Here is a 26,420-nt window from a genome sequence, read left to right as displayed (position 1 = left end):
TTCAGGTCTCCGGTATGGGGGTCACAAGAAGAAGGCCGATCGCCAGCAGCTTCAGCCCGCAGGGCACCAGCGCATACAGCACCGACAGCAGCGCCAGCGCCTGATCCGGCGCACCCGCGCCGGGGGTAAAGCCCGCCAGCTGCAACAGCGGCAGCGCCCCTGCCGCCGCCAGCGCCAGCGCCAGTTTCGAGGCGAAGGACCACAGGCCGAAGCCCGCCGCCTCGCCGCCCTCGCGGCCCGACAGGTGGCGCGCGAAGATCGCCGGCAACAGCACCATGTCCGCCCCCAGCGCCGCCCCCGAGGCCGCAGAGATCAGCGCAAAGGCAACCACATCGCCCGCCCCCAGCGTGTAGGCAAAGATGAAGGACAGGATCGCCAGCACCATCCCCGCCAGCAGCGTCCGCTTGGCGCCGATGCCGCGGGCAAGACGGCTCCAGCCCGGGGCGCTGGCGGCGGCGGACAGGAAGAACAGCAAAAGCAGCGGGCCTTCCATCCCCGGCGCCTGAAGCCGGCTTTCGACAAAGAACAGAAACAGCGTCGAGGTCACCGCCACCGGCGCCGCATTGACCAGCGCCAGCAGCAAAAGCCGCCGCACCATCGGATCGGCCAGCAGCCCGCGCAGATCCGGCGCCACGGCCGCGGCGCCGGCCCAGTCGCGCCGCATCGCCAGCACAGCCAGCAGCGCCAGCCCGGCAAAGATCCAGGCGAAGGCGGCGAAACTGCCCAAGACCACCGGCGCCACCGCCGCGACCGAGACACCCACCAGCGCGCCGGTTTCGCGCCAGCCGGCAAGCCGCAGGTGCCCCTTGGGGCCAAGACTGCGGGCCTTGCCCACGCCTTCGGCATAAAAGGCGATGGTCAGGAACGAGAACGCCGAAAACAGCACCGTCAGCACCAGCGCGAACCACAGCAGCGGCGCCACCGGCGGCGTCACGGCAAACAGCCCCAGCATCGCCAGCGCCATCAGCCCCGCCGCGCCCGCAACCATCGCCCCGCGCCGCGCCCGTGTCCGCTCGGCCAGCCAGCCCAGCGCCGGGTCTTGCACCACATCCACCAGCCGCAGCCCTGCCAGAACAAGGCCGAGCGCGCCCAGACCCACACCATATTGATCGACATAGACCTTCGGCGCATGGATATAGATCGGCAGGCCGGCCGCCGCGATCAGGCCGGCGAACAGCGACCACGGCGCAAGGTCTGCCTTCACCGGGTGACGTCTTGCGCAGGCGGCGTCGGGCGGCTGCGATAGCGCGCGCCCTTCAACGCCAGTTTCAGCGCCTGCCAATGGATCAGCGCCAGCACCCGCCGCGATCCGAACGGCCGGCGCAGGCAGGCGCGCAGGATCGCCCGATTGGTCAGAGGCACCCGCTTGCCGGTCAGCGTGGCATAGAGCCCGCCGCCCTGAAAGCTGAAGTCGATCCAGATCCCCACCCGCCCCGGCGCAATGTCGAAGCGAAAGCGATAGCCGCCCTCGATCGGCTGGAACGGCGAGACATGCATGATCTTCGTCGCCTCCAGCGTATCCTCGCGGGTGATGGGCGCGCCGTTTTCCTTGGCGCAGAGATACCAGTGCCGGTCGCCAAAGGTGTTGGACACTTCGGCGATCACCGTCCGCAACTCGCCGCAGTCATCGTGGCACAGCCAGAAGCTGACCGGATTGAACACATGGCCCAGAACCCGCGGCTGGGTCAGCAAAAGGATGCGATCCGACCCTGGCATCGCATGAGCGGCCAGAACCTCGCGCACCCAGGCGGTGCCGCGGCCCTGGCCCGGCGCGCCACCATAATCGGTCTCATGCACCGAAATCAGGTTGCCGCGGTTCTTCGACAACAGCGAAGGCCCCTCGACCGCATCGGGGTCAAGCAGCAGATAATCCACCCCATAGCGAAAGCTGTTTCCCACGGCGCCCTTGCGGCCGTGGAAGGTCTCGCCTGCGATATGCTCGACCTTCATGCCGCAACCGCAACGCCGATCCGGCGGCGCATCGCCTCGACCACATCGACGGCGCTGGCAAAGCCATCCTCGTGAAAGCCGTTGCGCATCCAGGCGCCGGCAAACCAGGTGTTGTGCTTGCCGTTCATCATCCGCAGCGCCGCCACCCCCAGTTGGGCGTTCAGATCGTAGACCGGGTGACGGAAGGTCACCACGTCATGCACCAGATCCTCGCGCACGGTGCGGTTGCCGTTCAGCGTCACAAACAGCGGGTCATCGTGCGGGATCGGCTGAAGCGAGTTCATCCAGTAGGTGATGTCGATCGGCGCCTGCGGATCATCCGGCTCGACATAGACCCACGAGGCCCAGGCGGCCTTGCGCTTGGGCATCACCGAGGTGTCGGAATGCAGCACCGCATGGTTCGGCTGATAGCGCACGCTGCCCAGCGCCGCGCTTTCCTCGGGCGTGGCGTCCGACAGCAGGCGCAGCGTGTCGTCGGAATGGGTGGCAAAGATCACCTCGTCAAAGGCTTCCCAGTCGCCACCCTCGCAGCGGACCTGCACGCCGTCGGGAAGGCGCCGCACCCCGGCGACCGCTGCCCCCGTGCGCATGTCCACGCCCGCCGAACCCATCGCCGCCTGAAGCCGGCTGACATATTCGACCGAACCGCCGGCAACGGTATACCACTGGTGCTGGTCACGATGCGACAGCAGCGCGTGGTTCTGAAAGAACCGGATCAGCGCCTGCGCCGGGAAATCCAGAATCCCGCGCGACGGCGTCGACCAGATCGCCCCCGAAACCGGCAGCAGATAGTAATCGCGGAACCATGCCCCCAGATCCAGCCGTTCCAGCAGGTCGCGGATCGTCATCACCGGATCGTCAGCATGTTCGGCCGCATGGGCGTTGAAGCGCAGGATATCCATCAACATGCCCAGAAACCGCGGATCAAGCGCGTTCTTCTTCTGGGCAAAGACCGCGCCCAGATCCTTCAAGCCGTATTCCAGCCGCCCGCCCCGGACCGAGGCGCCAAAGCTCATGTCGCTTTTCACCACCGGCACCTGAAGATCGTCGAACAGCCGCGTCAGATGCGGATAGTTGACCTTGTTATAGACGATGAAGCCCGTATCCACAGGCTGATCGCCGCGCTTGCCGGCAATCACCGTGCGGGCATGGCCGCCCAGACGCTTTTCCGCCTCGATCAGCACCACGGAATGATCGCGCGCCAGCAAATGAGCCGCCGCCATCCCCGAGATCCCCGCACCGATCACCGCAACGCGCCGACGCGCGAACTCAGACGTCTCGAAAGGCATGGCCCTCAACTCTCCCGCTTGACTTCACCTTGATACGGCGCCGGACGCCCGGCGGATCAACCGCGGGCAGGTTTTTTTGCCACCACCCCAAGGGCGGAAAAAGATCGATCCGATGCGACATGCCAGTGATCCAGTCACACGAAGGGCGCGTATCAGGTTCGTTGTCATGTCGCTTCCCACTCGAAAAAGCGGATGCATGCGGGAGAACCGGGGCATATGTTCTCCCGCAGGCGACGAACGGAAGGCCGACGTGACGGGGCAAACGGAAGAAACGGACTGGGTGGCGCTGATGCTGGCGATCCGGGATCACAGGGACGAGACGGCCTTTGCGCGGCTGTTTCAGCACTTCGCCCCACGGGTGAAGGGGTTCCTGATGAAATCGGGCACCGCCAGCGCACAGGCCGAGGAATACGCACAGGATGTCATGGCCGTGGTCTGGCAGAAGGCACATCTTTTCGATCCGTCGCGGGCATCGCTTTCGACATGGATCTTCACCATCGCCCGGAACCGGCGCATCGATGCGATCCGCAAGGCGCGCCATCCGGAACCGGAAGAGCTGTTCTGGGGCCCCGAGTCGGAACCGGATCAGGCCGATGTCTATGAAATGCAGCAGGAAAACGCGCGCCTGACCCGCGCCGTGCAAAGCCTGCCGGAAAAACAGCGTGCCTTGATCGAAAGGGCCTTCTTCGGCGACCTCTCGCACCGGGAGCTGGCCGACGAGACCGGCCTGCCGCTGGGCACGATCAAGTCACGGATAAGGCTGGCGCTGGAACGTCTGCGCCTTCACATGAGTTGAGCAAGCATGACGATCCGGCACCATATCTCTGACTCTTTGCTTATGGCCCATGCGGCGGGAACGCTGCCCGAGGCCTTCGGGCTGGTCGTGGCCACCCATATTTCGCTCTGCGACGACTGCCGCGCCCGTGCCGGCGCCTTTGACGCCGTGGGCGGCGCACTGATGGACGAGGCCCCCGCCGCAGCCATGTCCGAAGGCAGCCTTGCCGCCGTGATGGCCCGGCTTGATCGCCGGATCGAGATCCAAAGGCCCATCCCCCGCCGCGATCCGCGCGTGCCCGCGCCGCTGTCGGACTATATCGGCGGCAGCCTTGATACGGTGCGCTGGCGCCCCCTCGGCGGCGGCGTGCGTCAGGCGATTCTGCCCACCGGGCGCGAGGCCGTCGCGCGGCTGCTGTGGATTCCGGGCGGCCAGTCGGTGCCCGACCATGGTCACCGCGGGATGGAGCTGACACTGGTGCTGCAAGGCGCCTTCCGCGACGAGACCGACCGCTTCGGCCCCGGCGATCTGGAAATCGCCGACGAAGAGATGGAACATACGCCCGTGGCCGAACCCGGCCCCGATTGCATCTGCCTTGCCGCGACCGACGCGCCGCTGCGCTTCAACAGCCTGCTGCCGCGGCTGGTCCAACCCTTCGTGCGGATCTAGGCGCCAGCCGGCAACACGCCTGCGGGACCCAGGCCCCAACCGCACCGTAAGGGCCTGGGTCCAACAGACCCAGCCCGGCAGCCGGCGCTATTCGGCGGCGTCGCGAGACGGGGCCAGTTCCTCGAAGTCGAAATTGTCCAGCCGGCGCGCCTTCTTGCCCGCCTTGCCGGCAGAGGTGCGGATTTCCTCGACATCGCGCGCGGCTTGCGCGAAATGCCGGTCCAGGTTGCCGACCCTTTCCACCAGACGGTCAATCTCGCGCCCAAGCTCTGCCAGTTCGCGCCGGATCGCCCCCGCCTGCGCCCGCATCCGCGCATCCTTCAGAACCGCCCGCATCGTGTTCAGCACCGCCATGCAGGTGGTGGGCGACACGATCCAGACCTTCGCCGCGAAGCCTTCGCGCACGATATCGCCAAAATTGGCGTGCAACTCGGCATAGACCGCCTCGGACGGCAGGAACAGCATCGCACCGTCGGCCGTCTCGCCATCCAGAACGTATTTCTCGGCGATCGCGCGAATATGGGCGCGCACGGCCACCCGCATCAGGCGCTGCGCCTCCATTGTCTCGGCCGGGCCTTCGGCCTGGCGCAGCATCTCATAGGCTTCCAGCGGGAATTTCGAATCGATCACGATCGGGCCCGGCGGCTCGGGCAGGTGGATCAGGCAATCGGCGCGGCGGCCGTTCGACAGCGTGGCCTGCATCGTATAGCTGTCAGGAGGCAGCGCCTTCTTCACGATGTCATGCAGCTGGATCTCGCCAAAGGCGCCGCGGGTCTGCTTGTTCGACAGGATGTCCTGCAAGCCCAGCACGTCGCCCGACAGTTTCTCGATGTTGGCCTGCGCGCGGTCGATGGTTTCCAGCCGCTGGTGCAGATCACCGAGCGAGCGCGCGGTGCGCACCGCCGTTCCGTGCAGGCTTTCGGACATGCCGCGCTGCACCTCGGCCAGCCGCCGCTCCATCAGTTGCAGCATCGCGCCCTGACTGGCGGCCTGCGCGTCCGAGACATGGTGCAGCCCGCCCGCCAGCCGCTCCTGCCCGTCCGACAGCATCTGCACCTGTTGCGCCAGCCAGCCCAGTTCGCGCAGCACCGGCGCCGAGCCCCGCGCCCCCGCACGCCAGATCAGCAGCAGCACAACAAAAACAGCCCCCCCCGCCGCGGCCAGAACCAGCGGATCGTTCAGGGCGTAACTTTGGCCGCCGATGACGATCATCGCCGCCCGAACAGCCGTTCGATATCGGCCAGCTTCAGCTCGACATAGGTCGGGCGGCCGTGGTTGCACTGGCCGGCCAGCGGCGTGGCCTCCATCTCGCGCAGCAGCGCGTTCATTTCCTCGGCCCGCAGCTGCCGCCCCGACCGGACCGAGCCATGGCAGGCCATCCGGCTTAACACCGCATCCATCCGCGCCTGAAGCCGGTCGCTGGCGCCGGTCTCGGCCAGATCGTCCAGGATGTCGCGCAGCAGCGCCGCGGCATCCAGACGGCCAAGGATCGCCGGCACCTCGCGCACAGCCACCGCCGAGCCGCCGAAGGGTTCGATCACCAGCCCAAGATCGGCCAGCGGCGCGGCCGCGTCCAGCAGGCGGCCGGCGTCGGTGGGCGAAAGCTCGACGATCTCGGGGATCAACAGCGCCTGCCGCGCGATCCCTGCGCCGTCGCGCTGGCGTTTCAGCCTTTCATAGACCAGCCGTTCATGCGCCGCGTGCTGATCGACGATCACCATGCCGGTGGCGGTCTGGGCGATGATCCAGTTTTCATGGATCTGCGCCCGCGCGGCACCCAGCGGGCGGTCGTCGTCGGTCGGTGCCGGCTCGGCCGTGCGGACGGCGGGGGGCGCCTCGGCCAGTCCCGGCATGGCCGGCGGCGGCGCCTGAAAGGCAAAGCTGCGCGCAAGGGTCGGCTGCGAGGGGCGGTCCATCTGATAGATCCGCGGAGGCTCGGGGCGGAAGGCCGCCAGTGTCTCGCCCGCCACGGTGGTCGAGGCGCGATGCCCCGCCCCCGCCAGCGCCTGCCGCAAGGCCGAGACCACCAACCCGCGCACCTCGCCCGTCTCGCGAAAGCGCACTTCGGCCTTGGCGGGATGCACGTTCACATCCACCCGGTCCGGCGGGCAGATCAGGTTCAGCACCGCCGCCGGGTGCCGGTCGCGGCTGAGAACATCCATATAGCCCGCCCGCAACGCGCCGATCAGCATCCGGTCCAGCACCGGCCGGCCATTCACGAACAGGAACTGCGCCACGGCCGAGCCGCGGGAATAGGTCGGCAGCGCGGCGTAACCGATCAGCGCCAGCCCGTCGCGATCGACATCGATCCGCAGGGCATTTTCGGCAAATTCGGCGCCCAGCACACGGGCCACCCGGCCATGCAGCGCGTCGAACAGATCGCCGGTTTCCGGCTCGACCCGGAACAGGCTGCGCTGCTCGCCGCCCGAGACATCGGTCAGCGCAAATCCCACCGAAGGCTCGGCCAGCGCCAGCCGGCGGATCACTTCGGAAATCGCCTGCGTCTCGGCGCGATCGGTGCGCAGGAACTTCAGCCGCGCCGGCGTAGCGAAGAACAGGTCGCGCAGTTCGACCACCGTGCCGCCCGACAGCGGCGCCGGCCGCACCGGCCCGATGCGCCCCCCCGTCACCGCAACCGAGGCGCCATCTTCCCCCGCCGCGCGCGAGGTGATCGTCAGCCGGCCCACCGCCCCCAGCGAAGGCAGCGCCTCGCCGCGGAACCCGAACGAGCGGATGTCCAGCAGATCCGATCCGTCGATCTTCGATGTGGCGTGCCGCGACAAGGCCAGCGGCAGGTCGGCCGCCGTCATGCCGCAGCCGTCATCCGTCACCCGGATCAGCGTCTTGCCGCCGTCGGCAATCTCGACCGCGATCCGCCGCGCGCCGGCATCCAGCGCGTTTTCCACCAGTTCCTTCACCGCCGAGGATGGGCGCTCCACCACCTCACCCGCCGCGATCCGGTTGATCGCGGCTTCGTCCAGTTGCCGGATCACCGGACGGGCGGGGCTTATGTTGGGGCTGGCAAGGGTCATGCCACCAGAACTAGCACGACTCGTCCCGCCATGCCACAGGCTCTGCGGGGCTAGCCGCCTTGGGCGATGCCGTCGGGCTGGCCGACGACCACGAAATGCAGCGCCTCCGGCCGCAAAAGCCGTGCGGCCACGCGCTTCACATCGTCCAGCGTCACCGCCTCGATTTTGGCGTTGCGCGTCACCGGATAGTCGATCGGCAAACCTTCGGCCTGAAGCCCGACCAGAATCGAGGCAATCGGCCCGTTGCCGTCAAACCGCAGCGGATAAGAGCCGGTCAGGTAGGTTTTCGTCGCCGCCAGTTCCTCGGCGGTGACGCCTTCGGTCGCGGCGCGGCGCCATTCGTCGCGCACGATCTGAATGGCCTGACCGGCGCTGGCATTGGCGGTGGCAAACTGGCCCGACAGCAGTTCGGCATGGTCCATCGGCGCCAGATAGCTGCCGACGCCATAGGTCAGCCCGCGCTTTTCGCGCAGTTCCGACATCAACCGCGAACCGAAGCGACCGCCGCCAAGGATCTCGTTCAGGATATAGGCGGCGAAGAAATCGGGATCGTCGCGCTTGATGCCGGCGTGACCGAACAGCACCGCAGACTGTGGCGTGGGGAAATCGATCACCGTAACGCCTGCGGCCACCTGCCACTCGGCCCGTTCCGGCAAGGGCGCCCCCGTCGCGGGCAGGTCGGCCAGCAGCCGGTCGATCAACGCGCCCAGTTCGGCCGGGGTGATGTCGCCCGCGGCCGAGATATACACTCGGTCGCGCGCCAGCGCCGCGCGATGCGCCGTCAGAAGCTGATCGCGGGTCAGCGCCGCCACGCTGTCGGGCGTGCCATCCCCGGCCGAGCCATAGGGGTGATCGCCAAAAGCCAGCCGGTCGAAGGTGTCGCCCGCAATGCGCGCGGGGTCTTTCGCATCCGCGGCCAGCCCCGACAGCACCTGCCCGCGCACCCGTTCCACCGCATCGGCATCGAATCGCGGCGCGACCAGCGCCAGCCGCAGCAGATCAACCGAGGCATCGCGGTTTTCGGTCAGGAACCGGGCCGAGACCGCCACCGAATCGACGCCGGCCTGAAAGCTGAATTTGGCCGCCAGGTCATCGCGTGCCCGCGCAAAGCCCTGCGCGTCCAGATCGCCCGCACCTTCTTCCAGAAGCGCCGTCATCAGGTTCACCGCCCCCCGCGCGCCGGGGGCATCCACCGAGGTTCCGCCCTCGAACCGGATTTCCAGCGCGGTGAAGGGCAGTTCGTGCGATTCGACCAGCCAGGCGCGCAGCCCGCCGGCCGAGGTCACCTCCTTGATGTCGATCTCGGCCCGGACCGGCAGGGCGAACAGGATCAGGGCGAAGGCGATCCGCATCATCATTGGCTTTGCCCCTCTTGCTGCATCAGCCAGCCCGTCACCGCGCGGCGGCGGTCGAACACCTCTTGCGCGACGGCCATCACCTGCTCGGACGTCACCGCCTGCAACAACTCGGGCCACTGGTCCACATCCTGAACCGTCAGCCCCGTGGTCAGCGCCGCGCCATAGCGCCGGGCCAGCCCGTCGACACTGTCGCGGGCATAGATGTCCTGTGCGCGAAGCTGCGTCTTGATCCGGGCGAAATCCTCGGGGTCGGGGCCGTCCTTCAGAAAGCGGGCCAGCGCGGCATCCATCGCGTCTTCTGCGGCCTGAAGATCCACCCCCGGAATCGGCACGACGGCCAATCCGAGACTGCCGTAATCCAGCGCCCCGCCGTCATACCACGCCTGGGTCCAGACCGCTTTCGGCGACTCGCCGAACTGAAGCGCGCGGGCCAGAACAGAGGTGGTGGGACTGCCGCCCAGCAGTTCCGCCAGCAGGGTCAGCGCCGCCGCCTTTTCCTGCGCGCCGCTGTCGCGGGCGGGGGCAAGATAGCTGCGGGCGACATAGGGCTGGGCCACACGCGGATCGGCAAAGGCGATCCGACGTTCGGCCAGTTGCGGCGGCTCTTGCGGGCGCAGGCGCTCGGGCAGGTTCGGCGTCGGCTCAAGGCCGCCGTAATGCGTTTCGGCCAGCCGGCGCACCTGATCTGGGGTCACGTCGCCCGCCACCACAAGGATGGCGTTGTTCGGCGCGTAATAGGTCCGGTAAAAGCTGAAGGCATCCGCGCGGTCAAGCTGTTCGATCTCGTGCCGCCAGCCGATGATCGGGGTGCCATAGGGGTGGTTCAGATACAGCGCGGCCTGCCTTTGTTCGGAAAACAGCGCGCCGGGATCGCTGTCGGTGCGCTGGCTGCGTTCCTCCAGCACGACCTGCCGTTCGGTCAGCACATCGTCTTCGGTCATCTGAAGGTCGCGCATCCGGTCGGCCTCCATCTTCATCATCAGATCCAGCCGATCGGCCGCAACCCGCTGAAAATAGGCGGTATAATCCCACGAGGTGAAGGCGTTGCCGTCGCCGCCCTGCGCCTCGACCACGGCCGAGAACTCGCCCGCGGCCATCTCGTCGGTGCCCTTGAACATGAGGTGTTCCAGGAAATGCGCGATGCCGGAATGGCCCGGCGGCTCGTCCGCGGCACCAACGCGATACCAGACCATGTGGGTGACCACCGGGGCGCGGTGATCCTCGATCACCACCACCTCCATGCCGTTCGCCAGTCGAAAATCGGTGACCGTATCGGCAAAGGCCAGCAGCGGGAACGTCATTCCCGCAACGGCCGCAAAAGCCAGTCGGCGCAGCATAGCCCTGTCCTTCCAGAAGATCGCGTCGTGCGGAAAGCTACCGTGCGCGTCCGGGCCTTCAAGTCCCCCTACGGGCTTGTGATCACTCGCCCGCCTGCGCCGGCGGCGCCGAAGGATTGCGTGCCCCTGCCGCGCGCCAGCGCGCCAGTTCGGCGTGCTGGTCAAGCGCCATGGGCTTGTAGGCCTGATAATAGACGTTCACGTTGAAGATGCGTTCCAGAAGGCGGCCGTCATTGCTGCGGCGCCATTCGTAATCTTCCGCGGCCAGCGTCTGGCGGATGCCCGTCTGCGCGCCATAGCGGCTGACATGCGAGACCACCGCCCCATCGGCTGCCGGAATGCTGCCCGCCCGGTTGGGGTTGCCGCCCAGCGCCGCGATGGCATCGGCCTCGGGGTTCGGATCGGCCAGATTCGCGCCGCCCGGCGTCGGTGCCGGCAGGGCCGCCAGCGTCTCGGGCATCTGAAGCGGACGCGACGGCAGGATCGAGAATTCGTCCGGACCCGCGCCGGTCGAGCGGAGGTTCATCAACTCCGGCTCGCCACCACCGCAGGCCGAAAGCAGCAGCAATGCCAGTGCCGCACCCGCCCCTGCGCCTGAAGCTGACCGCATTGCTTGCCTCCTTGCTGTCTGGACCCGTCTTTAGCGCAAAGGTTTGCAGCCGTCACGGGGTCTTTCCGCGGCCAGCGCCGCGCTTGCGTTCAGGTTTCGGTTTGGCGGGAACGGGGTCGGGCTTGATCTCGCGCGTGAACAGGACAAGACCGATGGCGCCGGCAAAGATCGCGATATCGGCCACGTTGAAGGCATAGGGATTTTCGATCCCGCAGCAGGACATGTTCAGGAAATCGGCCACCGCGCCGAAAAGCACCCGGTCCACCACATTGCCGAGCGCGCCGCCGATCAGCAACCCCCCCGAGATCCGCGACAGCCGAGAGGGCGCGCTGCGCGCCACCCAGCGCCAGACCCAGCCCGAAATGGCCAGCGCGACCAGGATCAGCCCCCAGCGCACAATGTCCTGATCGGAGCTGCCAAGGCCGAAGTTGATCCCGCGGTTCCACGCCATCCGCAGGTTCAGGAACGGCGGAACCAGATCGATGGCGCCGCGATGGGCCAGCCCCAGCCACCAGACGACCAGCCATTTGGTCGCCTGATCCAGCACAAAGACCCCAAGGGCGGTAAGGGCTGCCAGCCGCATGTCAGTGCCGGAAATGCCGCTGCCCGGTAAAGACCATGGCAAGGCCCGCCGCATCCGCCGCGGCGATCACCTCATCGTCGCGCATCGACCCGCCGGGCTGGATGATCGCCCGCGCACCGGCCTCGGCCGCGGCCAGCAGCCCGTCGGCAAAGGGGAAGAACGCATCCGACGCCACGACAGAGCCCTGCGTCAGCGGCTGCGCCAGACCCAGCGCCTGCGCCATGTCCTGCGCCTTGCGCGCGGCGATGCGGGTGGAATCGACCCGGCTCATCTGGCCCGCACCCACGCCGACGGTGGCGCCGTCCTTCACATAGACAATGGCGTTCGATTTCACATGCTTGGCCACGGTCCAGGCAAACAGCAGATCTGCCAGTTCCGCGTCCGAGGGTGCCCGCTTCGTCACCACCTTCAGGTCCGACAGCGCCACATGGCCGGCGTCGCGGTCCTGCACCAGAAAGCCGCCCGCAACCTGTTTGAACGCAAGGCCCGCGGCCCGCGGATCGGGCAGCGCGTCGGTCGTCAGCAGGCGCAGGTTCTTCTTGGCGGCAAAGATGTCGCGCGCGGCCTGATCGGCCCCCGGGGCGATCACGACCTCGGTGAAGATTTCGGTGATCTTCTCGGCGGTGGCGGCATCCAGCGGCTGGTTCAGCGCGATGATCCCGCCAAAGGCAGACACGCGGTCGCAATCAAAGGCGCGGGCATAGGCATCGGCCAACGAGGCGCCGCGGGCCACGCCGCAGGGGTTGGCATGTTTCACGATCACGCAGGCCGGACCCTGGGCCGGATCGAACTCGGCCACCAGTTCAAAGGCCGCATCGGTGTCGTTGATGTTGTTGTAGGACAGTTCCTTGCCCTGCCACTGTTTCGCGGTGGCGACGCCCGGACGATGGCTGCCGTCGGTGTAGAACGCCGCCTTCTGGTGCGGGTTTTCACCATAGCGCATGGTCTGGGCCAGTTGACCGGCAAAGGCGCGGCGGCGCGGCGTCTCGACCTTCAGCGCGCCGGCCATCCAGGCAGAGACGGCGGCATCATAGGCCGCGGTGCGCGAATAGGCGGTCAGCGCCAGCTTTTGCCGGAACGCCAGCGTGGTGGCGCCGTCATGGGCGCGCAGCTCGTCCAGCAGCGCCTTGTAGTCGGCGGTGTCGGTCACGACGTTCACGAAACGGTGGTTCTTGGCCGCCGCGCGGATCATCGCCGGGCCGCCGATGTCGATATTCTCGATGCAGTCATCGTAACCCGCGCCGCGCGCCACCGTTGCCTCGAACGGATACAGGTTCACCACAAGCAGGTCGATCGGCTCGATCCCGTGGGCGGCCATCGCCACCAGATGCTCGTCATCGTCGCGCAGCGCCAGCAGGCCGCCATGCACCATCGGATGCAGGGTCTTGACCCGGCCATCCATCATCTCGGGGAAGCCCGTCACCTCGGCCACGTCGCGCACCTTCAGGCCCGCCGCGCGCAGCGTCGAGGCGGTGCCTCCGGTCGAGATCAACTCGACCCCCAGATCCGCCAAAGCCCGTGCAAGGTCCAGAAGTCCCGACTTGTCGGAAACCGACAGAAGGGCGCGGCCAACAGGAACGAGGTTCTTCATCTTGAGTGCCTCCAGGTCAGTTTTGGGCCAGATCAGGTGCGGGCCAAGTCGGATCGGGGTCAGGTCGGGTCGGGTCCGTGCCGGTCGGGCGGATCGTCCCGGGACAGGTCGCGAATGGCCAGCGGAGTATCCTCTGTCTTGGCGAAGGTCCAGCCGATCCGGGCTTCGGCATCGACAAGAACGCCTGCCAGCACGATCTGCCGCGTGGCGCGCGGCAGCCGGTGGGCACGGTCAAGATAAACCGATGGCGCCAGCGTCAGCCGCGCCGGGCCTTCGGGGCGGAAGGCCCAGACCTCGCCGCTGGCCAGTGTCAGCGTGACGCCATGCCCGTCGGGCAGAATGTCGGCCGAAACGTCCGGATGCAGGTGAAACCGCAGCGCAAAGGCCAGACCGTGGCCTTTCGCGGCCCGAAGTGCCGCATCCAGCCGTTTGCGTTCGGGCGCGGTCAGGGCGGCCAGGGTGTCGGCGCCCGACAGGCTGCGCCCGTCCGGGGCCAGCACAAGATCGCGTCGGTGGGTCAGTCCGTGGGTCTGGGCCCAGCCGTCATGCAGCAGGTGCAGGTGCTGGCCGGCCGGCCCCTTCTGAAGGTGCGCGGAAAGGACGCGGGCCGTTTCGGCCATGTCGTCGCCGTCGCGCGCCAGACGGGACGACGAAAACCCCTCGATCATCAGCGTGGAATGGGATGCGGTCGCCCGGCCCGCGCGGTGCCAGCCCGGCCCCCAGGACCGCCCCGAGCCGCAGGAAACCACCAGAGGCCGCCGCCCCGATGACAGTTCGACCCCAAGGGTCGAGGCATGGGCATGGCCACCCGGCGGCGGCCCTTCGGCATCGACGATCACCGTGGTCCGCCCCGCGGCCAGCCGGGCAAAGCCCATGGCCAGCCCCTCGGTCGGCAGGGCCGGCCCGCTCAGGCCGGCCAGCGCCCGGTCCATCCGTTCGGGAAAGGCCCGGCCGCCGCCGTGAAAGCGCGGCAGACCGCCATCGCCATGGCGCAACGCCCGCACCACCGGCGCCATGCGCAGGATCGCGGCGCGATGCCCCTCGGCCACCGGGCGGCCAGCGGCGACAAGCGCGGCCGCGGTTTCGGCCAATAGCGTGAACAGGGCGGCCAGATCCTCGGGGCTGCGGCTGGCAATGGCGCCCTGGGGGTCGATCTGCGCACCAGCCTCGCGGCCCAGCGCCTGCGCGGCGGGGGCGACATGGGCGGCCATGCCCTCGAGTGCCAGCCCCGCCCGCAGGATCGCCGCCAGCGACTCGATCCGGGCGGGGCCGCTGGCCGAGGGCCACCGTTGCGCCAGATACAGCATCGTGCGCGAGGCCGCGCGGGCAAGGTCGGCTTCGCGCATCCCCGCCCCGTCCAGCAGAAAGCTGGCGTGGGCCATCCAGCGCCCCAGCCGTTGCGCCGCCAGCGCCGGCCCCCAGCCCGGACCGCGGCCCTGACCGAAGCGGGCGATCCAGCGGAAGGTCCAGTGCTGCGCGCGGGTCCGCGCCCCCCGGCCGCCCAGCGCGGCCAGATCGTCGAGCCAGCCGAAGCCATGGGCGTGGGCCAGCAACGCGGCATCGGCGCCCGGAACCTCCCACGGGGCGGCGCCGGGGGCCTCGACCAGACGCCCGGCCGTCAGCCACTGGCCGGCGATCAGCCAGCGACCACGCTCGGCCACGCCGATCAGGCCGGGGTCAGGCAGCGCGGCGAACCGGGTCGCCGGGCGCGAAAGCCGCGCCCGAAGCAGGGCGAGCCGATCCAGAAGGCCCGCCGCTGGCAGGGCCGGGCCGATCATCCAGCGGGCTTCCGCAGCCGGACCATGAAGAACCCGTCCATCCCGCCGCGCGCGGCCCAGTAATCGGGGCGCAGGCGAAGTGCGCCGGCTTCGGTGATCCAGTGGGGGTCGATCCCATCGATGCCCGGCCGCTCGACCGTCACGCCGGGATGGCGATCGAGAAGGGCGGCGAGGTGCCGCTCGCCCTCGTCCGGCAGAAGCGAGCAGGTGCAGAACACCATCCGCCCCCCCGGCCGCAGCAGCGCCAGCGCCCGGTCGATCATCGCCGATTGCAGCGCCACAAGACCGGCCAGATCGCTTGCGTCCTTGACAAAGGGCAGATCGGGGTGGCGCCGGATCGTGCCGGTGGCCGAACAGGGCGCATCCAGCAGCACCGCATCGAAGGGGCCGGCCTGCCAGTCGAGCAGATCGGCCACGACCACTTCGGCCTGAAGCCGGCAGCGCGCAAGGTTGTCATGCAGGCGGGCCAGTCGCGCGGCCGAGACATCGACGGCGGTGACCTGCGCCCCGGCCGCAGCCAGTTGCAGCGTCTTGCCGCCGGGCGCGGCGCAAAGGTCGGCCACCCTTTCGCCGGGTTGCGGGGCCAGCAACCGCACCGCCAGCGCCGCGGCGGCATCCTGCACCCACCAGTCACCCTCGGCATAGCCCGGCAGCGCCGAGACCTGCCCCGGATCGGCAAGGCGGAAGCTGCCGGTGGGCAGCGCCTCGCCCGGGGCGGTCGCGCCCGGCTTTGCAGTCAGATCGAGCGGCGGCGCTTCGGCCTGCACCGCCTCGATGGCCGAGACCGCCTCGCGGCCCCAGAGATGGACAAGCGGCTGACGCAGCCACATCGGCAGCCGCTGCGGCGGCAGACCGTCGAAGCTGGCGGGCACGACCTTGCGCAGGACGGCATTGACCAGACCGGCCAGATGGCGGGTTCTGGGTCCGGCGCGGGCGAGATCGACCGCGGAATTGACCGCGCCATGGGCGGGGGCGCCCAGGGCGGCCATCTCGACCATCGCAAGCCGCAGGATGTTGCGCACCGCCATCGGGGGGGCCTTGCGCAGATGCGGCGACAGCAGCCGGTCGGCGGGTTCCAGATGGCGCAGCACCGCCAGCGCCAGCCGCTGCGCGCGGGCACGCTGCGCGGGGGCAGCCGGAGGCAGATCCTCGATCGCCTGCGACAGCAGGCGGCCATCGTCCAGCACCGCATTGAGCAGGGCTACCGCCAAGCCTCGGGCCTCGTCTGCCATGCCGCCTCCTTGTTGTGTTGCTTTGCGGCGGTATATCATGGGTCGGCCCCGCACAAGGAACCCCAGATGACCGAGGATACCCCGAAGACCCTGCCCCCCGAGGCGCTGCGTGCCCTGGCCGAGGCAGAGGAACGCCGCCGCGCCGCCAAGGCACTGGATCTGCCGAAGGAGATCGGCGGACGGAACGGACCCGAGCCGGTGCGATTCGGCGACTGGGAGAAGAAGGGCATCGCCATCGACTTCTGAGCCGGGCGTCGCGGAAAGCCCGGGGCGCTGCCCCGGACCCCGGGATATTTGGGCCAGAATGAAAGGTCAGAGTCCGAGGACGTCGAGCATGTCGTATTGTCCGGGGCGTTTGTCCTGACCCCAGAGTGCAGCCTTGAGGGCGCCGCGGGCGAAGATGGCGCGGTCGGTGGCAATGTGGCGCAGCGTGATCCGCTCGCCCTCGGTTGCGAAGATCACATCGTGTTCGCCGACGATGTCGCCGCCGCGGATGGCCGAGAAGCCGATGCTGCCACGGGCGCGGGCGCCGGTGATGCCGTCGCGGCCCGAGACGCGGGCATGGTCGAGTGTGGTGCCGCGGCCTTCGGCGGCGGCGGCGCCGAGCATGAGGGCAGTGCCGGAGGGGGCGTCGACCTTCATGCGGTGATGGGCTTCGACCACTTCGATGTCCCAATCGGCATCGAGCGCCGCGGCGACCTTTTTCGTCAGTTGCACGAGGAGGTTGACCCCGAGGCTCATGTTGCCGGCGCGCACGATCACCGCGTGATGGGCGGCCCATTCCAGCCGGTCGAGATCGGCCGGTCCGAGTCCGGTGGTGCCGATGACATGGACGGCGCGGGCCTGGGCGGCAAGTTCGGCGAAGTGGGTGGTGGCTGCGGGGGCGGTGAAGTCGATCACCGCCTGGGCCTGGGCGAAGGCTTCGAGCGGGTCATCGGTCACGGTGACGCCAACCGCGGCGCCGCCCATCGCGGCGCCCGCGTCACGGCCGATCCAGTCGTGGCCGGGGCGTTCCACCGCGCCGACGAGGCGCGCCTTGTCAGAGGCGAGCACCGTCTTCATCAGCATCTGGCCCATCCGGCCCGAGGCCCCGGTGATGACGATTCCCGGCAGATCCGACATGGCATTCTCCTGTGGTTTTGCTGTCTCTGTAGCGGCTTCGCGCCGGCGGCGCAAAGGGCGTGAAGCATGGCGTTGCGGGCGCAGGCGAAAGCGCCTACATGGGCGGCATGGCACACAGATCGCATTCCGGAACCGGCCCCTCGCAACGTCAGCTTCGCGTCGGCGAACTGATCCGGCGCACGCTTGCGGACGTGCTGAACCGGGGCGATATTCACGACCCCGATCTGAACCGGATGTCGATCACGGTGGGCGAGGTGCGCTGTTCGCCCGATCTGAAGGTGGCGACGGTTCATGTCATGCCGCTGGGTGGCAAGGATGTCGAGGCCGCCATTGCGCTGCTGTCGAAGCACCGGGGCGAGTTGCGCCACCACATCACCCGGCAGATGACGCTGAAATACGCCCCGGACCTGCGGTTCCGCCCTGACGAGACCTTCGACCGGCTGGACGAGACGCGGCGGCTGTTCTCGGACGAGGTGGTTCAGCGCGACATTCGCGGCGGCGAGGCGGATGAGGGCTAGGTTGGCGGCCCTTGCGCTGGCCTTGTGGCCGGCGGGTTGTGCAACCGCCGAGCCCGCCTGTCGGGCGGTCAGTTTCGAGGGCATCCCCTTCACCGTCTGCGAGGCCGAAGCGGGCGACGACCTGCGGCTGTTCCAGACTGCGCCGGACGGGCGGCCCTATGGCAGTTTCGCCCGTGTGAACGACGCGCTTGCGGCCGAGGGGCGGGTTCTGGCCTTCGCGATGAATGCGGGGATGTATCATCCCGACCGCCGCCCCGTGGGGCTGATGATCGAGGGCGGAGAGACGCGCGCGGCACTGGTGACCGGGGCGAGCGACGGCAATTTCGGCCTGCTGCCCAACGGGGTGTTCTGCATTGGCGAGGATGGCTTTCGCGTGATCGAGACCCGCGCCTTCGCGGCCGGGCGGCCGGCGTGCCGCCATGCCTCGCAATCGGGGCCGATGCTGGTGATCGGGGGCGCGTTGCACCCGCGGTTCCTTGTCGACAGCGATTCGCGTTACATCCGCAACGGCGTCGGCGTCAGCGAGGACGGGCAGCGGGCGGTGTTTGCGATCTCGGACCGGGCGGTGACGTTCCATCAGTTCGGGCGGTTCTATCGCGATGCGCTGGGGCTTCGGGATGCACTTTACTTTGACGGGTCGATCTCGCGGTTGCATGACGCGGGGGCACGACGGTCGGACTGGGGGGCGACCATGGGGCCGATCGTGGGGCTGGTCGTCGCGAAGCGTTGACGGGGCTGGCGAAGGGGTCTAGCAGGCGGGCCTTCTGTCAGAAGGGGACGACGATGGGACGGACGCGCAAGGGCCGGGCGATCTCGGGCTGGCTGGTGGTGGACAAGCCCGCGGGCATGACCTCGACCTCGGTCGTGAACAAGGTGCGCTGGGCGCTGGATGCGCAGAAGGCGGGCCATGCCGGCACACTGGACCCGGATGCGACCGGCGTTCTGGCCGTGGCGCTGGGCGAGGCCACCAAGACCGTGCCCTACATCACCGATGCGCTGAAATGCTATCGCTTCATGGTGCGCTTTGGCGTGGCGACCCGCACCGACGATGCCGAGGGCGAGGTGATCGCCACGTCGGACGCGCGGCCGTCGGATGCGGACATCGAGACGGCGCTGGCGGCCTTCCGCGGCGAGATCATGCAGGTGCCGCCGCAGTTCTCGGCGGTGAAGGTCGAGGGCGAGCGCGCCTATGATCTGGCCCGCGAAGGCGAGGTGCTGGATCTGGCGGCGCGGCCGTTGTGGGTGGAAAGCCTGGACATGATCGCGCGCCCCGATGCGGATCATGTCGAGTTGGAGATGGTCTGCGGCAAGGGCGGCTATGTCCGCGCCATCGCCCGCGATCTGGGGCAGGCGCTGGGGTGTTACGGCCATGTCGAATGGCTGCGGCGCACCTGGTCGGGGCCGTTCGATGCCGAGGACGGGATCGCCATCGCAACCATCGACGAGCTGGCCAAGACCGATGCGCTGCTGGCGCATGTGCTGCCGCTGGAAACGGGGCTGGCCGATCTGCCGGAACTGCCGGCGACGGCCGAGGGCGCGGCGCGGCTGAAGAACGGCAATCCGGGGATGGTCATCGCCTCGGACGTGGAGTTCGGTGACGAAGCCTGGGCCAGCTATCAGGGCAAGCCGCTGGCGGTGGGGATCTACAAGGCGGGCGAGTTGCATCCCAGCCGGGTGTTCAACCTGTGACGTCCGTTCGCGCGTGACGGCGGCGCGCGGCGCGCGGCGGCCCACCGCCGTCACGCGGGCTGACGGCGTTCCGCCTGCGGGCGCCCTGCGCGGACGGCGATCCACGCCGGCTGCGAAATTCGGGAAACACGCCGCGGAAGAACGGGTTAAGCTGCGGTCGCAAAGACTGACAGGAGAAGCATCATGGATGCGCCAAAGATCCGCACCACCGCAGGCCGCGGCCGGCTTTATGACAGCGTGCTGGACACCGTGGGCGACACGCCGGTGATCCGGATCAACAACCTTTCGCCCGAAGGTGTGACGATCTACGTCAAGGCCGAGTTCTTCAATCCCGCCGCCTCGGTGAAGGACCGCCTTGCGCTGAACATCATCGAAGCGGCCGAGCGGTCCGGGAAACTGAAGCCCGGCATGACGGTGGTCGAGGCCACAAGCGGCAATACCGGCATCGGGCTGGCCATGGTCTGCGCGCAGAAGGGCTATCCGCTGGTCATCACCATGTCCGAGGCGTTCTCGGTCGAGCGGCGGCGGCTGATGCGGCTTCTGGGGGCGAAGGTGGTGCTGACGCCGCGGGCGGCCAAGGGCTTTGGCATGTATCGCAAGGCGCAGGAACTGGCCGAGGCGAACGGCTGGTTCCTGGCCAGCCAGTTCGAGACCGACGCCAATGCCGAGATCCACGAGGCCACCACCGGGCGCGAGATCGTGGCCGATTTCGCGGGCCAACGGCTGGACTGGTTCGTGACCGGCTATGGCACCGGCGGCACGGTGACGGGTGTCGCCCGCGTGCTGCGCCGCGAACGCCCCGAGGTGAAGATCGCGTTGTCCGAACCGGCCAATGCCCAGCTTGTCGGGTCGGGAATCGCACAGGAGCGCCACGCCGACGGCACCGCCGCGACCAGCCATCCGGCTTTCGAACCTCATGCGATCCAGGGCTGGACCCCGGATTTCATTCCGAAGGTGCTGCAAGAAGGGCTTGATGCGGGGGCCTATGACGAGCTGATCCCGGTAACGGGCGACGAGGGCATGACCTGGGCGCGGGAACTGGCGGCAAAAGAGGGCATCCTGACCGGGATCTCGGGCGGGTCGACGTTTGCGGTGGCGCGGAAGGTGGCGGAACGGGCGCCGAAGGGCTCGGTCATTCTGGCGATGCTGCCCGACACGGGCGAACGCTACATGTCGACGCCGCTGTTTCAGGCCATCTCGGAGGATATGGACGACAGCGAAAAGGCGCTGTCGGCCTCGACCCCCGGCTTCCAGCTGTAAGGGGGCGCCGCGCGAGGGGGCATCGAACCCCCTCGCGCGGCCCTGCCGGGGACAGGCGCCCAGGCGTCGCGATGCGGCCGGCCGGATCTGGGGCGCGGCGCGCATGGGTCTGACCGCGCCTGCGGGGGCGGCGGATCCGAGCGGATTGAAAGGGCACCACGCAGGGGCACCCGTCCTGCAATGCGGGCGGGCGGATCTGCCCTTTGCCACAGCAGACCACGGGGGCTGAGGATCCATCCGTGTTGTCGTGCGGGCGGGCGGATCTGCACATGGCTGCGCAAAGTCTCTTTGGCGGATCGGCCGGGGTGGTAGGGCTTGCCCTTGGCCGGCGCGCTGCCTAGGTGGGCGGCATCCGCGCAGGAGGGCAGATGATCACGCGCAGTTTCGTGAAGGGCGATGCGCCCTCGACCGCGGTCTATTCGGATTGCGAACGCTATCGCTTTATGTTGACGCGGGTCTGGGACCCGGCGGGGCCCAAGGCGCTGTTCGTGATGCTGAACCCCTCGACCGCGACGGAATACCAGAACGACCCGACGGTGGAACGCTGCGAGCGGCGGGCCCGCGCGCTGGGGTTCGGCGCCTTCCGGGTGTGCAACATCTTTGCCTGGCGCGACACCGATCCGAAGAAGATGCGCGCCGCCGCCGATCCGGTCGGCAATCCCGAGAATGACACAGCCATCGCGGACTCGGCGCCCTGGGCCGATCGCATTGTCTGCGCCTGGGGGGCGCATGGGGCGCATCTGGATCGCGGACGGCAGGTCGAGGCGCTGCTGCGGGCGACCGGCCTTCCGCTTTACCATCTGGGCCTGAACCGCGACGGCCAGCCCAAACACCCGCTGTATGTGGGCTATGACCGGCAGCCTGTGCCGTGGCACCCCTGAGCCAGTCGGCGGTCCGGGCACATGCCGCCCGACACGCCGGCCGAGAAAGGCGCTTTCCTTCAAGGCGATTTTCGCCTATATGCGCGCATCTGCCCGGCTTTCGGGCAGAGTTCCAAGGGCCCTGCTGGACGACATCCCGGCTTGTGCCGTCACCCTCAGACCAGGAGATCCCGATGTCGATCACCGTCGAAGAAAAAGCCCGCATCATCAAGGACTATGCCACCAAGGAAGGCGACACCGGCTCGCCCGAGGTTCAGGTGGCGATTCTGTCGTCGCGCATCGCGACGCTGACCGAGCATTTCAAGACCCACCGCAAGGACAACCACTCGCGTCGGGGCCTGCTGATGATGGTGGCGCAGCGCCGCAAGCTGCTCGACTACCTCAAGAAGAAGGACGAAGGCCGCTACACCGCGCTGATCGCGCGTCTGGGCCTCCGCCGCTGACCTTGAAGCGCGCCCTCCGGGGCGCGTTTTCCTATTCCGGGCGCGGGGATGATCCCTGCGCGTGACGGCCCTCCCGACGGGCTCCGCGGGACCGGCCTCGGCATCATACAGGGGCCACGGGCATACGGCCCGTACGCAACAGGCCGGGCGGAGGGTCCCCCGGTCAGGACAGGAAAAGACATGTTCAACGTTACAAAGAAATCCATCCAGTGGGGCGGCGAGACGCTGACCCTCGAGACCGGCAAGGTTGCCCGTCAGGCCGACGGATCGGTGATCGCCACGCTGGGCGAAACCTCGGTCATGGCCAACGTGACCTTCGCGAAATCGGCGAAACCGGGGCAGGACTTCTTCCCGCTTACCGTCCACTATCAGGAACGCTATTATGCTGCGGGCAAGGTGCCCGGCGGCTTCTTCAAGCGTGAAGCCCGCCCGTCCGAGAAAGAGACGCTGACCTCGCGCCTGATCGACCGCCCGATCCGCCCGCTGTTCGTGGACGGCTTCAAGAACGAAGTGCTGCTGATCGTCACCGTGCTGTCGCACGATCTGGTGAACGAGCCCGACATCGTGGCGATGATCGCGGCCTCGGCGGCGCTGACGATTTCGGGCGTGCCCTTCATGGGCCCGATCGGCGCGGCGCGCGTCGGCTTCTCGAACGGCCAGTATGTGCTGAACCCCGATGTCGACGACATGCAGAAGCTGCGCGACAACCCGGACCAGCGGCTGGATCTGGTCATCGCCGGCACCAAGGACGCGGTGATGATGGTCGAATCGGAAGCCTACGAGCTGTCCGAGGCCGAGATGCTGGGCGCCGTGAAGTTCGGCCATGACGCGATGCAGCCGGTGATCGACCTGATCATCGACTTCGCCGAGGAAGCCGCGAAAGAGCCCTTCGATTTCAGCCCGCCCGATTACGCCGCGCTTTACGCCAAGGTGAAATCGCTGGGCGAAGAGCAGATGCGCGCCGCTTTCGGGATCAAGAACAAGCAGGACCGCGTCAACGCCATCGACGCCGCCCGCGCCGCGATCAAGGCGCAGCTTTCGGAATCCGAACTGGCGGACGAGAACCTCGGCACCGCGTTCAAGAAACTGGAAAGCGCGATCCTGCGCGGCGACATCATCAACGGTGGCGCCCGCATCGACGGCCGCGACACCAAGACGGTGCGCCCGATCATCTCGGAAACCGGCATCCTGCCGCGGACCCACGGCTCGGCGCTGTTCACCCGCGGCGAGACCCAGGCGCTGGTGGTGACCACGCTTGGCACCGGCGAAGATGAGCAGATCATCGACGCGCTGCACGGCAATTCGCGGTCGAACTTCCTGCTGCACTACAACTTCCCGCCCTATTCGGTCGGTGAAGTGGGCCGCTTCGGCCCGCCCGGCCGTCGCGAGATCGGCCATGGCAAGCTGGCGTGGCGTGCGCTTCAGGCGGTGCTGCCGGCGGCGACCGACTTCCCCTACACGATCCGCGTCGTGTCCGAGATCACCGAGTCCAATGGCTCGTCCTCGATGGCGTCGGTCTGCGGCGGGTCGCTGTCGATGATGGATGCGGGCGTGCCGCTGAAGGCGCCGGTCGCGGGCGTGGCCATGGGCCTGATCCTGGAAGACGACGGCAAATGGGCCGTGCTGACCGACATCCTGGGCGACGAGGATCACCTCGGCGACATGGACTTCAAGGTGGCGGGCACCGAGAACGGCATCACCTCGCTTCAGATGGACATCAAGGTTGCGGGCATCACGCCCGAGATCATGGAGCAGGCCCTGGCGCAGGCCAAGGACGGCCGGATGCACATCCTGGGCGAGATGTCGAAGGCGCTGACCCAGGCCAACGCCTTCTCGGCCTATGCGCCGAAGATCGAAACGCTGACCATCCCGACCGACAAGATCCGCGAAGTGATCGGCTCGGGCGGCAAGGTCATCCGCGAGATCGTCGAAGTCTCGGGCGCCAAGGTCGACATCAACGACGACGGCGTGATCAAGATCGCGTCGAGCGATCAGGCCGCGATCAAGAAGGCCTATGACATGATCTGGTCGATCGTGGCCGAGCCGGAAGAAGGTCAGATCTACACCGGCAAGGTGGTGAAGCTGGTCGATTTCGGCGCCTTCGTGAACTTCTTCGGCAAGCGTGACGGTCTGGTGCACGTTTCCCAGATCGCCAACAAGCGCCTGACCCACCCCAACGAGGTGCTGAAGGAAGGTCAGGAAGTGAAGGTCAAGCTTCTGGGCTTCGACGAACGCGGCAAGGTGCGCCTTGGCATGAAGATGGTCGACCAGGAGACCGGGCAAGAGATCGCGCCCGAGAAGAAGGAAGAGGCCACCGAGGCCTGATCCGTCCCGAATGTGGACAAAGGGGCCCCCGGCAAGTGCTGATGCATTCCGCACGGAGGGACACGAGCGAACAGAGCCTGCCGCGCGCGCCGCGGCAGGCTTTTGATTTGGGTGCACCTTCTGCCGAGGTTTGGAATGAACCGACGTGAGGACTGCGTGGAAAAACCTACGGTCACACTGCGCCAACCTTTTTTCGAGGTCAGGCGGCGCACTTTTCTTCCAGACCCAAGCCTGAGGCCAATATAGGCTCCGCAGAAGCTTGACCGCCCCACGATGGTGACCTGCCCCCCGGTCGTTCCGCGTTCATAACAAGAGTCCTTGGGGTGGACGGGCATCGGTTTCGGGCTTGGCAAGTGCGCGGGGCGCGTTGCCATCAAATAGCCCGAGCGTCCGGCGCGCTTCTGCCGGTGGCATGTTGCCCAGCGAGGAATGCGGCCTGACGTGGTTGTAGTCGTAACGCCAGAGGGCCAGTTTGCGCCGAGCATCGGCCAGGCTGTCAAAGATCCCCTCGTTCACCCGACTCGAAAAGATCAGGGTCGGCTGATCCGGCCCTGTCTTGTGTCCCACCCCACGAAATGCGTCACCACGCCGGGGCTTTTTCGTGCGTCAGAAGAAATCGAGATTGGTCTGAAGCAGATCTTCAAGACTGGCGGCCGAGAGTCCGCGGAACAAGGTGGCGTTGCCGCCCCCCAGATCAAGCAGGCAGTCGCCGCCAAGATCCGTGATCCGGCCGATCAGATCCTCGACGCTCACACGTCCGGTTTCGCCGCCGATCCCGTTGATGTTGCGGGTCAGGATCAGCCGATCTTCGGATGTGAAGTCGCTGACGATGTCGAAGCCATAGGCGCTGCGGAACTGGAAGATGTCGCAGCCCGCACCGCCGGTCAGGAAATCGTCACCGGCACCGCCGTTCAGCACATCGTCGCCGTCGCCGCCGTCGAGCTGGTCGCAGCCGCGGCCGCCGTAAAGCGTATCATTGCCACCCTCGCCGAAGATCACGTCGTCGCCACGACCGAAATCCTCGGTCGCGGCCGCAAGATCGTTGCCCTCTCCCAGCCAGATCAGATCGTCGCCGCCGCCGCCATCCACCCGGTCGTTGCCATCGCCCGACCGGATCCTGTCGTTGCCATAGCCGCCGTCGATCGAATCCTGGCCGGCGCCGCCGCTGATGTCGTCGTCGCCATTGCCGGCGGCGATCCGGTCGTTTCCATCGCCGCCGTCCAGCAGATCGGCGCCCAGACCGCCATCCAGCTCGTCATTCCCGGCGCCACCGATCAGGGTATCGGCCCCTGCGTCGCCGCGCAGGCTGTCATTGCCATCGCCGCCATCCAGCCGATCGTCGCCATCCTGACCGCGCAGGGAATCCTCGCCGGCATCACCGAACAGCAGGTCGTTTCCGAACGAGCCTTCCAGAACATCGTTGCCGTCACCGCCGTGAAGTTCGTCGGTGGCGCCCAGCTTGGTCGCGCGCCAGCTTTCAAAGGACAGGCCGCCACGGTCGGGATCCGTCGCCCAGCGCACATCCAGCACGTCATCGCCATCGCCGCCGATCAGCAGGTTCGCGCCGACACCGCCGTGCAGGCTGTCAGCGCCCCCCCCGCCGATCAGCAGATCGTCGCCCAGCCCCCCAAGGATCAGGTCGGTGCCGGCACCGCCAAATGCCACGTCCGATCCCGAATTCCCGAAAATGCTATCGGCCCCGCCCAACCCAAGCAGCAGGTCGCTGGCGCCACGCCCGACCAGTTCGTTTCCGTTGACCGAACTGACCAGAAGATCAGTGCCTTCCGTTCCCGAAACGGAAACACTGTCGGTTCCGGCAAACACCGCCGATTCGAACCTTAACCCCGCGCCGGGCACGCCACCGAAGCGGGCAATAAAGTCTGAAAGACCCGTGACAAGCGTTGCATATGTCTGATCCAAGGAAACCTCCCGCTGCACCCGCATGCTTCGGCCCGCTGCCGAAGCCATCCCGCGCCGC

24 protein-coding genes and 1 pseudogene are annotated in these 26,420 nt (G+C 67.8%); 10 read left to right on the top strand and 15 right to left on the bottom strand.

The genetic code is table 11. The features are described 5' to 3' along the window. Position 1: 1 nt before the first annotated feature. From CRO07_RS02325 to CRO07_RS02315, 3 genes are read right to left on the bottom strand one after another with little or no spacing between them, the layout of a single operon-like run. Positions 2-1,204, bottom strand: a complete 1,203-nt coding sequence (locus CRO07_RS02325; RefSeq protein ID WP_097029086.1) for an MFS transporter — start codon at positions 1,202-1,204, stop codon at positions 2-4. Then, the gene (locus tag CRO07_RS02320; RefSeq protein ID WP_097029085.1) at positions 1,201-1,950 is read right to left on the bottom strand and encodes a DUF1365 domain-containing protein; all 750 of its coding nucleotides are present in this window, start codon (positions 1,948-1,950) and stop codon (positions 1,201-1,203) included. Before CRO07_RS02320 ends, CRO07_RS02325 begins: the two co-directional genes overlap by 4 nt. Next, a complete protein-coding gene (locus CRO07_RS02315; protein WP_097029084.1) occupies positions 1,947-3,239 on the bottom strand; it encodes an NAD(P)/FAD-dependent oxidoreductase in 1,293 nt (430 codons plus the stop codon). Before CRO07_RS02315 ends, CRO07_RS02320 begins: the two co-directional genes overlap by 4 nt. A gap of 289 nt (positions 3,240-3,528) precedes the next feature. Between CRO07_RS02315 and rpoE the strand changes: the two genes are divergently transcribed. Further along, positions 3,529-4,035, top strand: a complete 507-nt coding sequence (gene rpoE / locus CRO07_RS02310) for an RNA polymerase sigma factor RpoE (RefSeq protein ID WP_176504482.1) — start codon at positions 3,529-3,531, stop codon at positions 4,033-4,035. Positions 4,036-4,041: 6 nt separating this feature from the next. After that, positions 4,042-4,683, top strand: a complete 642-nt coding sequence (locus CRO07_RS02305; RefSeq protein WP_097029083.1) for a ChrR family anti-sigma-E factor — start codon at positions 4,042-4,044, stop codon at positions 4,681-4,683. A gap of 87 nt (positions 4,684-4,770) precedes the next feature. On the opposite strand, the gene CRO07_RS02300 is transcribed toward CRO07_RS02305, so the two are convergent. From CRO07_RS02300 to CRO07_RS02260, 9 genes are all read right to left on the bottom strand, one after another. Then, complete coding sequence (locus CRO07_RS02300) at positions 4,771-5,895, bottom strand: DNA recombination protein RmuC (RefSeq protein ID WP_097029082.1); 1,125 nt, start codon at positions 5,893-5,895, stop codon at positions 4,771-4,773. Continuing rightward, the gene (mutL, locus tag CRO07_RS02295) at positions 5,892-7,715 is read right to left on the bottom strand and encodes a DNA mismatch repair endonuclease MutL (RefSeq protein ID WP_097029081.1); all 1,824 of its coding nucleotides are present in this window, start codon (positions 7,713-7,715) and stop codon (positions 5,892-5,894) included. Before mutL ends, CRO07_RS02300 begins: the two co-directional genes overlap by 4 nt. Positions 7,716-7,765: 50 nt before the next feature. Further along, positions 7,766-9,073: a M16 family metallopeptidase gene (locus CRO07_RS02290; RefSeq protein ID WP_097029080.1), complete on the bottom strand. Its 1,308-nt coding sequence runs from the start codon at positions 9,071-9,073 to the stop codon at positions 7,766-7,768. Further along, a complete protein-coding gene (locus CRO07_RS02285) occupies positions 9,070-10,410 on the bottom strand; it encodes a M16 family metallopeptidase (RefSeq protein ID WP_097029079.1) in 1,341 nt (446 codons plus the stop codon). The genes CRO07_RS02290 and CRO07_RS02285 overlap by 4 nt, the downstream gene beginning before the upstream one ends. An 82-nt stretch (positions 10,411-10,492) precedes the next feature. After that, entirely contained in the window at positions 10,493-11,020 is a 528-nt protein-coding gene (locus CRO07_RS02280) for a DUF3035 domain-containing protein (protein ID WP_097029078.1), read from the bottom strand. A gap of 52 nt (positions 11,021-11,072) precedes the next feature. Continuing rightward, complete coding sequence (gene lspA / locus CRO07_RS02275) at positions 11,073-11,603, bottom strand: signal peptidase II (RefSeq protein WP_097029077.1); 531 nt, start codon at positions 11,601-11,603, stop codon at positions 11,073-11,075. 1 nt (position 11,604) lies between these two features. Continuing rightward, positions 11,605-13,194 (bottom strand): bifunctional phosphoribosylaminoimidazolecarboxamide formyltransferase/IMP cyclohydrolase, encoded by a 1,590-nt coding sequence (gene purH, locus CRO07_RS02270; protein WP_097029076.1) that lies wholly within the window; start codon positions 13,192-13,194, stop codon positions 11,605-11,607. Between the two features lie 59 nt (positions 13,195-13,253). Further along, positions 13,254-14,972: a heparinase II/III family protein gene (locus CRO07_RS02265; RefSeq protein ID WP_097029075.1), complete on the bottom strand. Its 1,719-nt coding sequence runs from the start codon at positions 14,970-14,972 to the stop codon at positions 13,254-13,256. Continuing rightward, positions 14,969-16,204: an RsmB/NOP family class I SAM-dependent RNA methyltransferase gene (locus CRO07_RS02260; RefSeq protein ID WP_097029074.1), complete on the bottom strand. Its 1,236-nt coding sequence runs from the start codon at positions 16,202-16,204 to the stop codon at positions 14,969-14,971. The genes CRO07_RS02265 and CRO07_RS02260 overlap by 4 nt, the downstream gene beginning before the upstream one ends. 66 nt (positions 16,205-16,270) lie before the next feature. On the opposite strand from CRO07_RS02260, the gene CRO07_RS02255 reads away from it, so the two are divergent. Then, a complete protein-coding gene (locus CRO07_RS02255) occupies positions 16,271-16,450 on the top strand; it encodes a DUF1674 domain-containing protein (RefSeq protein ID WP_097029073.1) in 180 nt (59 codons plus the stop codon). Positions 16,451-16,516: 66 nt separating this feature from the next. Here the strand turns inward: CRO07_RS02255 and dapB are convergent, their stop codons facing one another. After that, positions 16,517-17,326, bottom strand: coding sequence for a 4-hydroxy-tetrahydrodipicolinate reductase (dapB, locus tag CRO07_RS02250; protein WP_097029072.1), 810 nt, complete (start codon positions 17,324-17,326; stop codon positions 16,517-16,519). Between the two features lie 107 nt (positions 17,327-17,433). Here dapB and rbfA point away from each other — a divergent pair, with 107 nt between their 5' ends. The 7 genes from rbfA to pnp all read left to right on the top strand — a co-directional run bounded on the left by rbfA (position 17,434) and on the right by pnp (position 24,442). Continuing rightward, positions 17,434-17,844: a 30S ribosome-binding factor RbfA gene (gene rbfA / locus CRO07_RS02245; RefSeq protein ID WP_176504469.1), complete on the top strand. Its 411-nt coding sequence runs from the start codon at positions 17,434-17,436 to the stop codon at positions 17,842-17,844. Continuing rightward, positions 17,834-18,574, top strand: a complete 741-nt coding sequence (locus tag CRO07_RS02240; RefSeq protein ID WP_097029071.1) for a phosphodiester glycosidase family protein — start codon at positions 17,834-17,836, stop codon at positions 18,572-18,574. The genes rbfA and CRO07_RS02240 overlap by 11 nt, the downstream gene beginning before the upstream one ends. Before the next feature lie 53 nt (positions 18,575-18,627). Next, entirely contained in the window at positions 18,628-19,533 is a 906-nt protein-coding gene (truB, locus tag CRO07_RS02235; RefSeq protein WP_097029070.1) for a tRNA pseudouridine(55) synthase TruB, read from the top strand. A 183-nt stretch (positions 19,534-19,716) separates the two neighbouring features. Next, entirely contained in the window at positions 19,717-20,793 is a 1,077-nt protein-coding gene (cysK, locus tag CRO07_RS02230; RefSeq protein ID WP_097029069.1) for a cysteine synthase A, read from the top strand. Between the two features lie 368 nt (positions 20,794-21,161). Continuing rightward, the gene (locus tag CRO07_RS02225) at positions 21,162-21,674 is read left to right on the top strand and encodes a DUF1643 domain-containing protein (protein ID WP_097029068.1); all 513 of its coding nucleotides are present in this window, start codon (positions 21,162-21,164) and stop codon (positions 21,672-21,674) included. 173 nt (positions 21,675-21,847) lie between these two features. Next, positions 21,848-22,117 (top strand): 30S ribosomal protein S15, encoded by a 270-nt coding sequence (gene rpsO, locus CRO07_RS02220; RefSeq protein WP_097029067.1) that lies wholly within the window; start codon positions 21,848-21,850, stop codon positions 22,115-22,117. Positions 22,118-22,297: 180 nt separating this feature from the next. Next, the gene (gene pnp / locus CRO07_RS02215; protein ID WP_097029066.1) at positions 22,298-24,442 is read left to right on the top strand and encodes a polyribonucleotide nucleotidyltransferase; all 2,145 of its coding nucleotides are present in this window, start codon (positions 22,298-22,300) and stop codon (positions 24,440-24,442) included. Between the two features lie 303 nt (positions 24,443-24,745). On the opposite strand, the pseudogene CRO07_RS02210 reads toward pnp, so the two are convergent. Next, a pseudogene (locus CRO07_RS02210) lies at positions 24,746-24,958 on the bottom strand (integrase core domain-containing protein); the annotation flags it as partial. Positions 24,959-25,048: 90 nt separating this feature from the next. Beyond that, a complete protein-coding gene (locus CRO07_RS18360) occupies positions 25,049-26,362 on the bottom strand; it encodes a calcium-binding protein (RefSeq protein ID WP_235840919.1) in 1,314 nt (437 codons plus the stop codon). Between the last annotated feature and the right edge of the window lie 58 nt (positions 26,363-26,420).

The organism is Cereibacter ovatus, from assembly GCF_900207575.1.
GTDB lineage: Bacteria > Pseudomonadota > Alphaproteobacteria > Rhodobacterales > Rhodobacteraceae > Cereibacter_A > Cereibacter_A ovatus.
The sequence above is the reverse complement of the archived record's forward strand: the minus strand, read 5'-3'. Positions and strand labels throughout refer to the sequence as shown.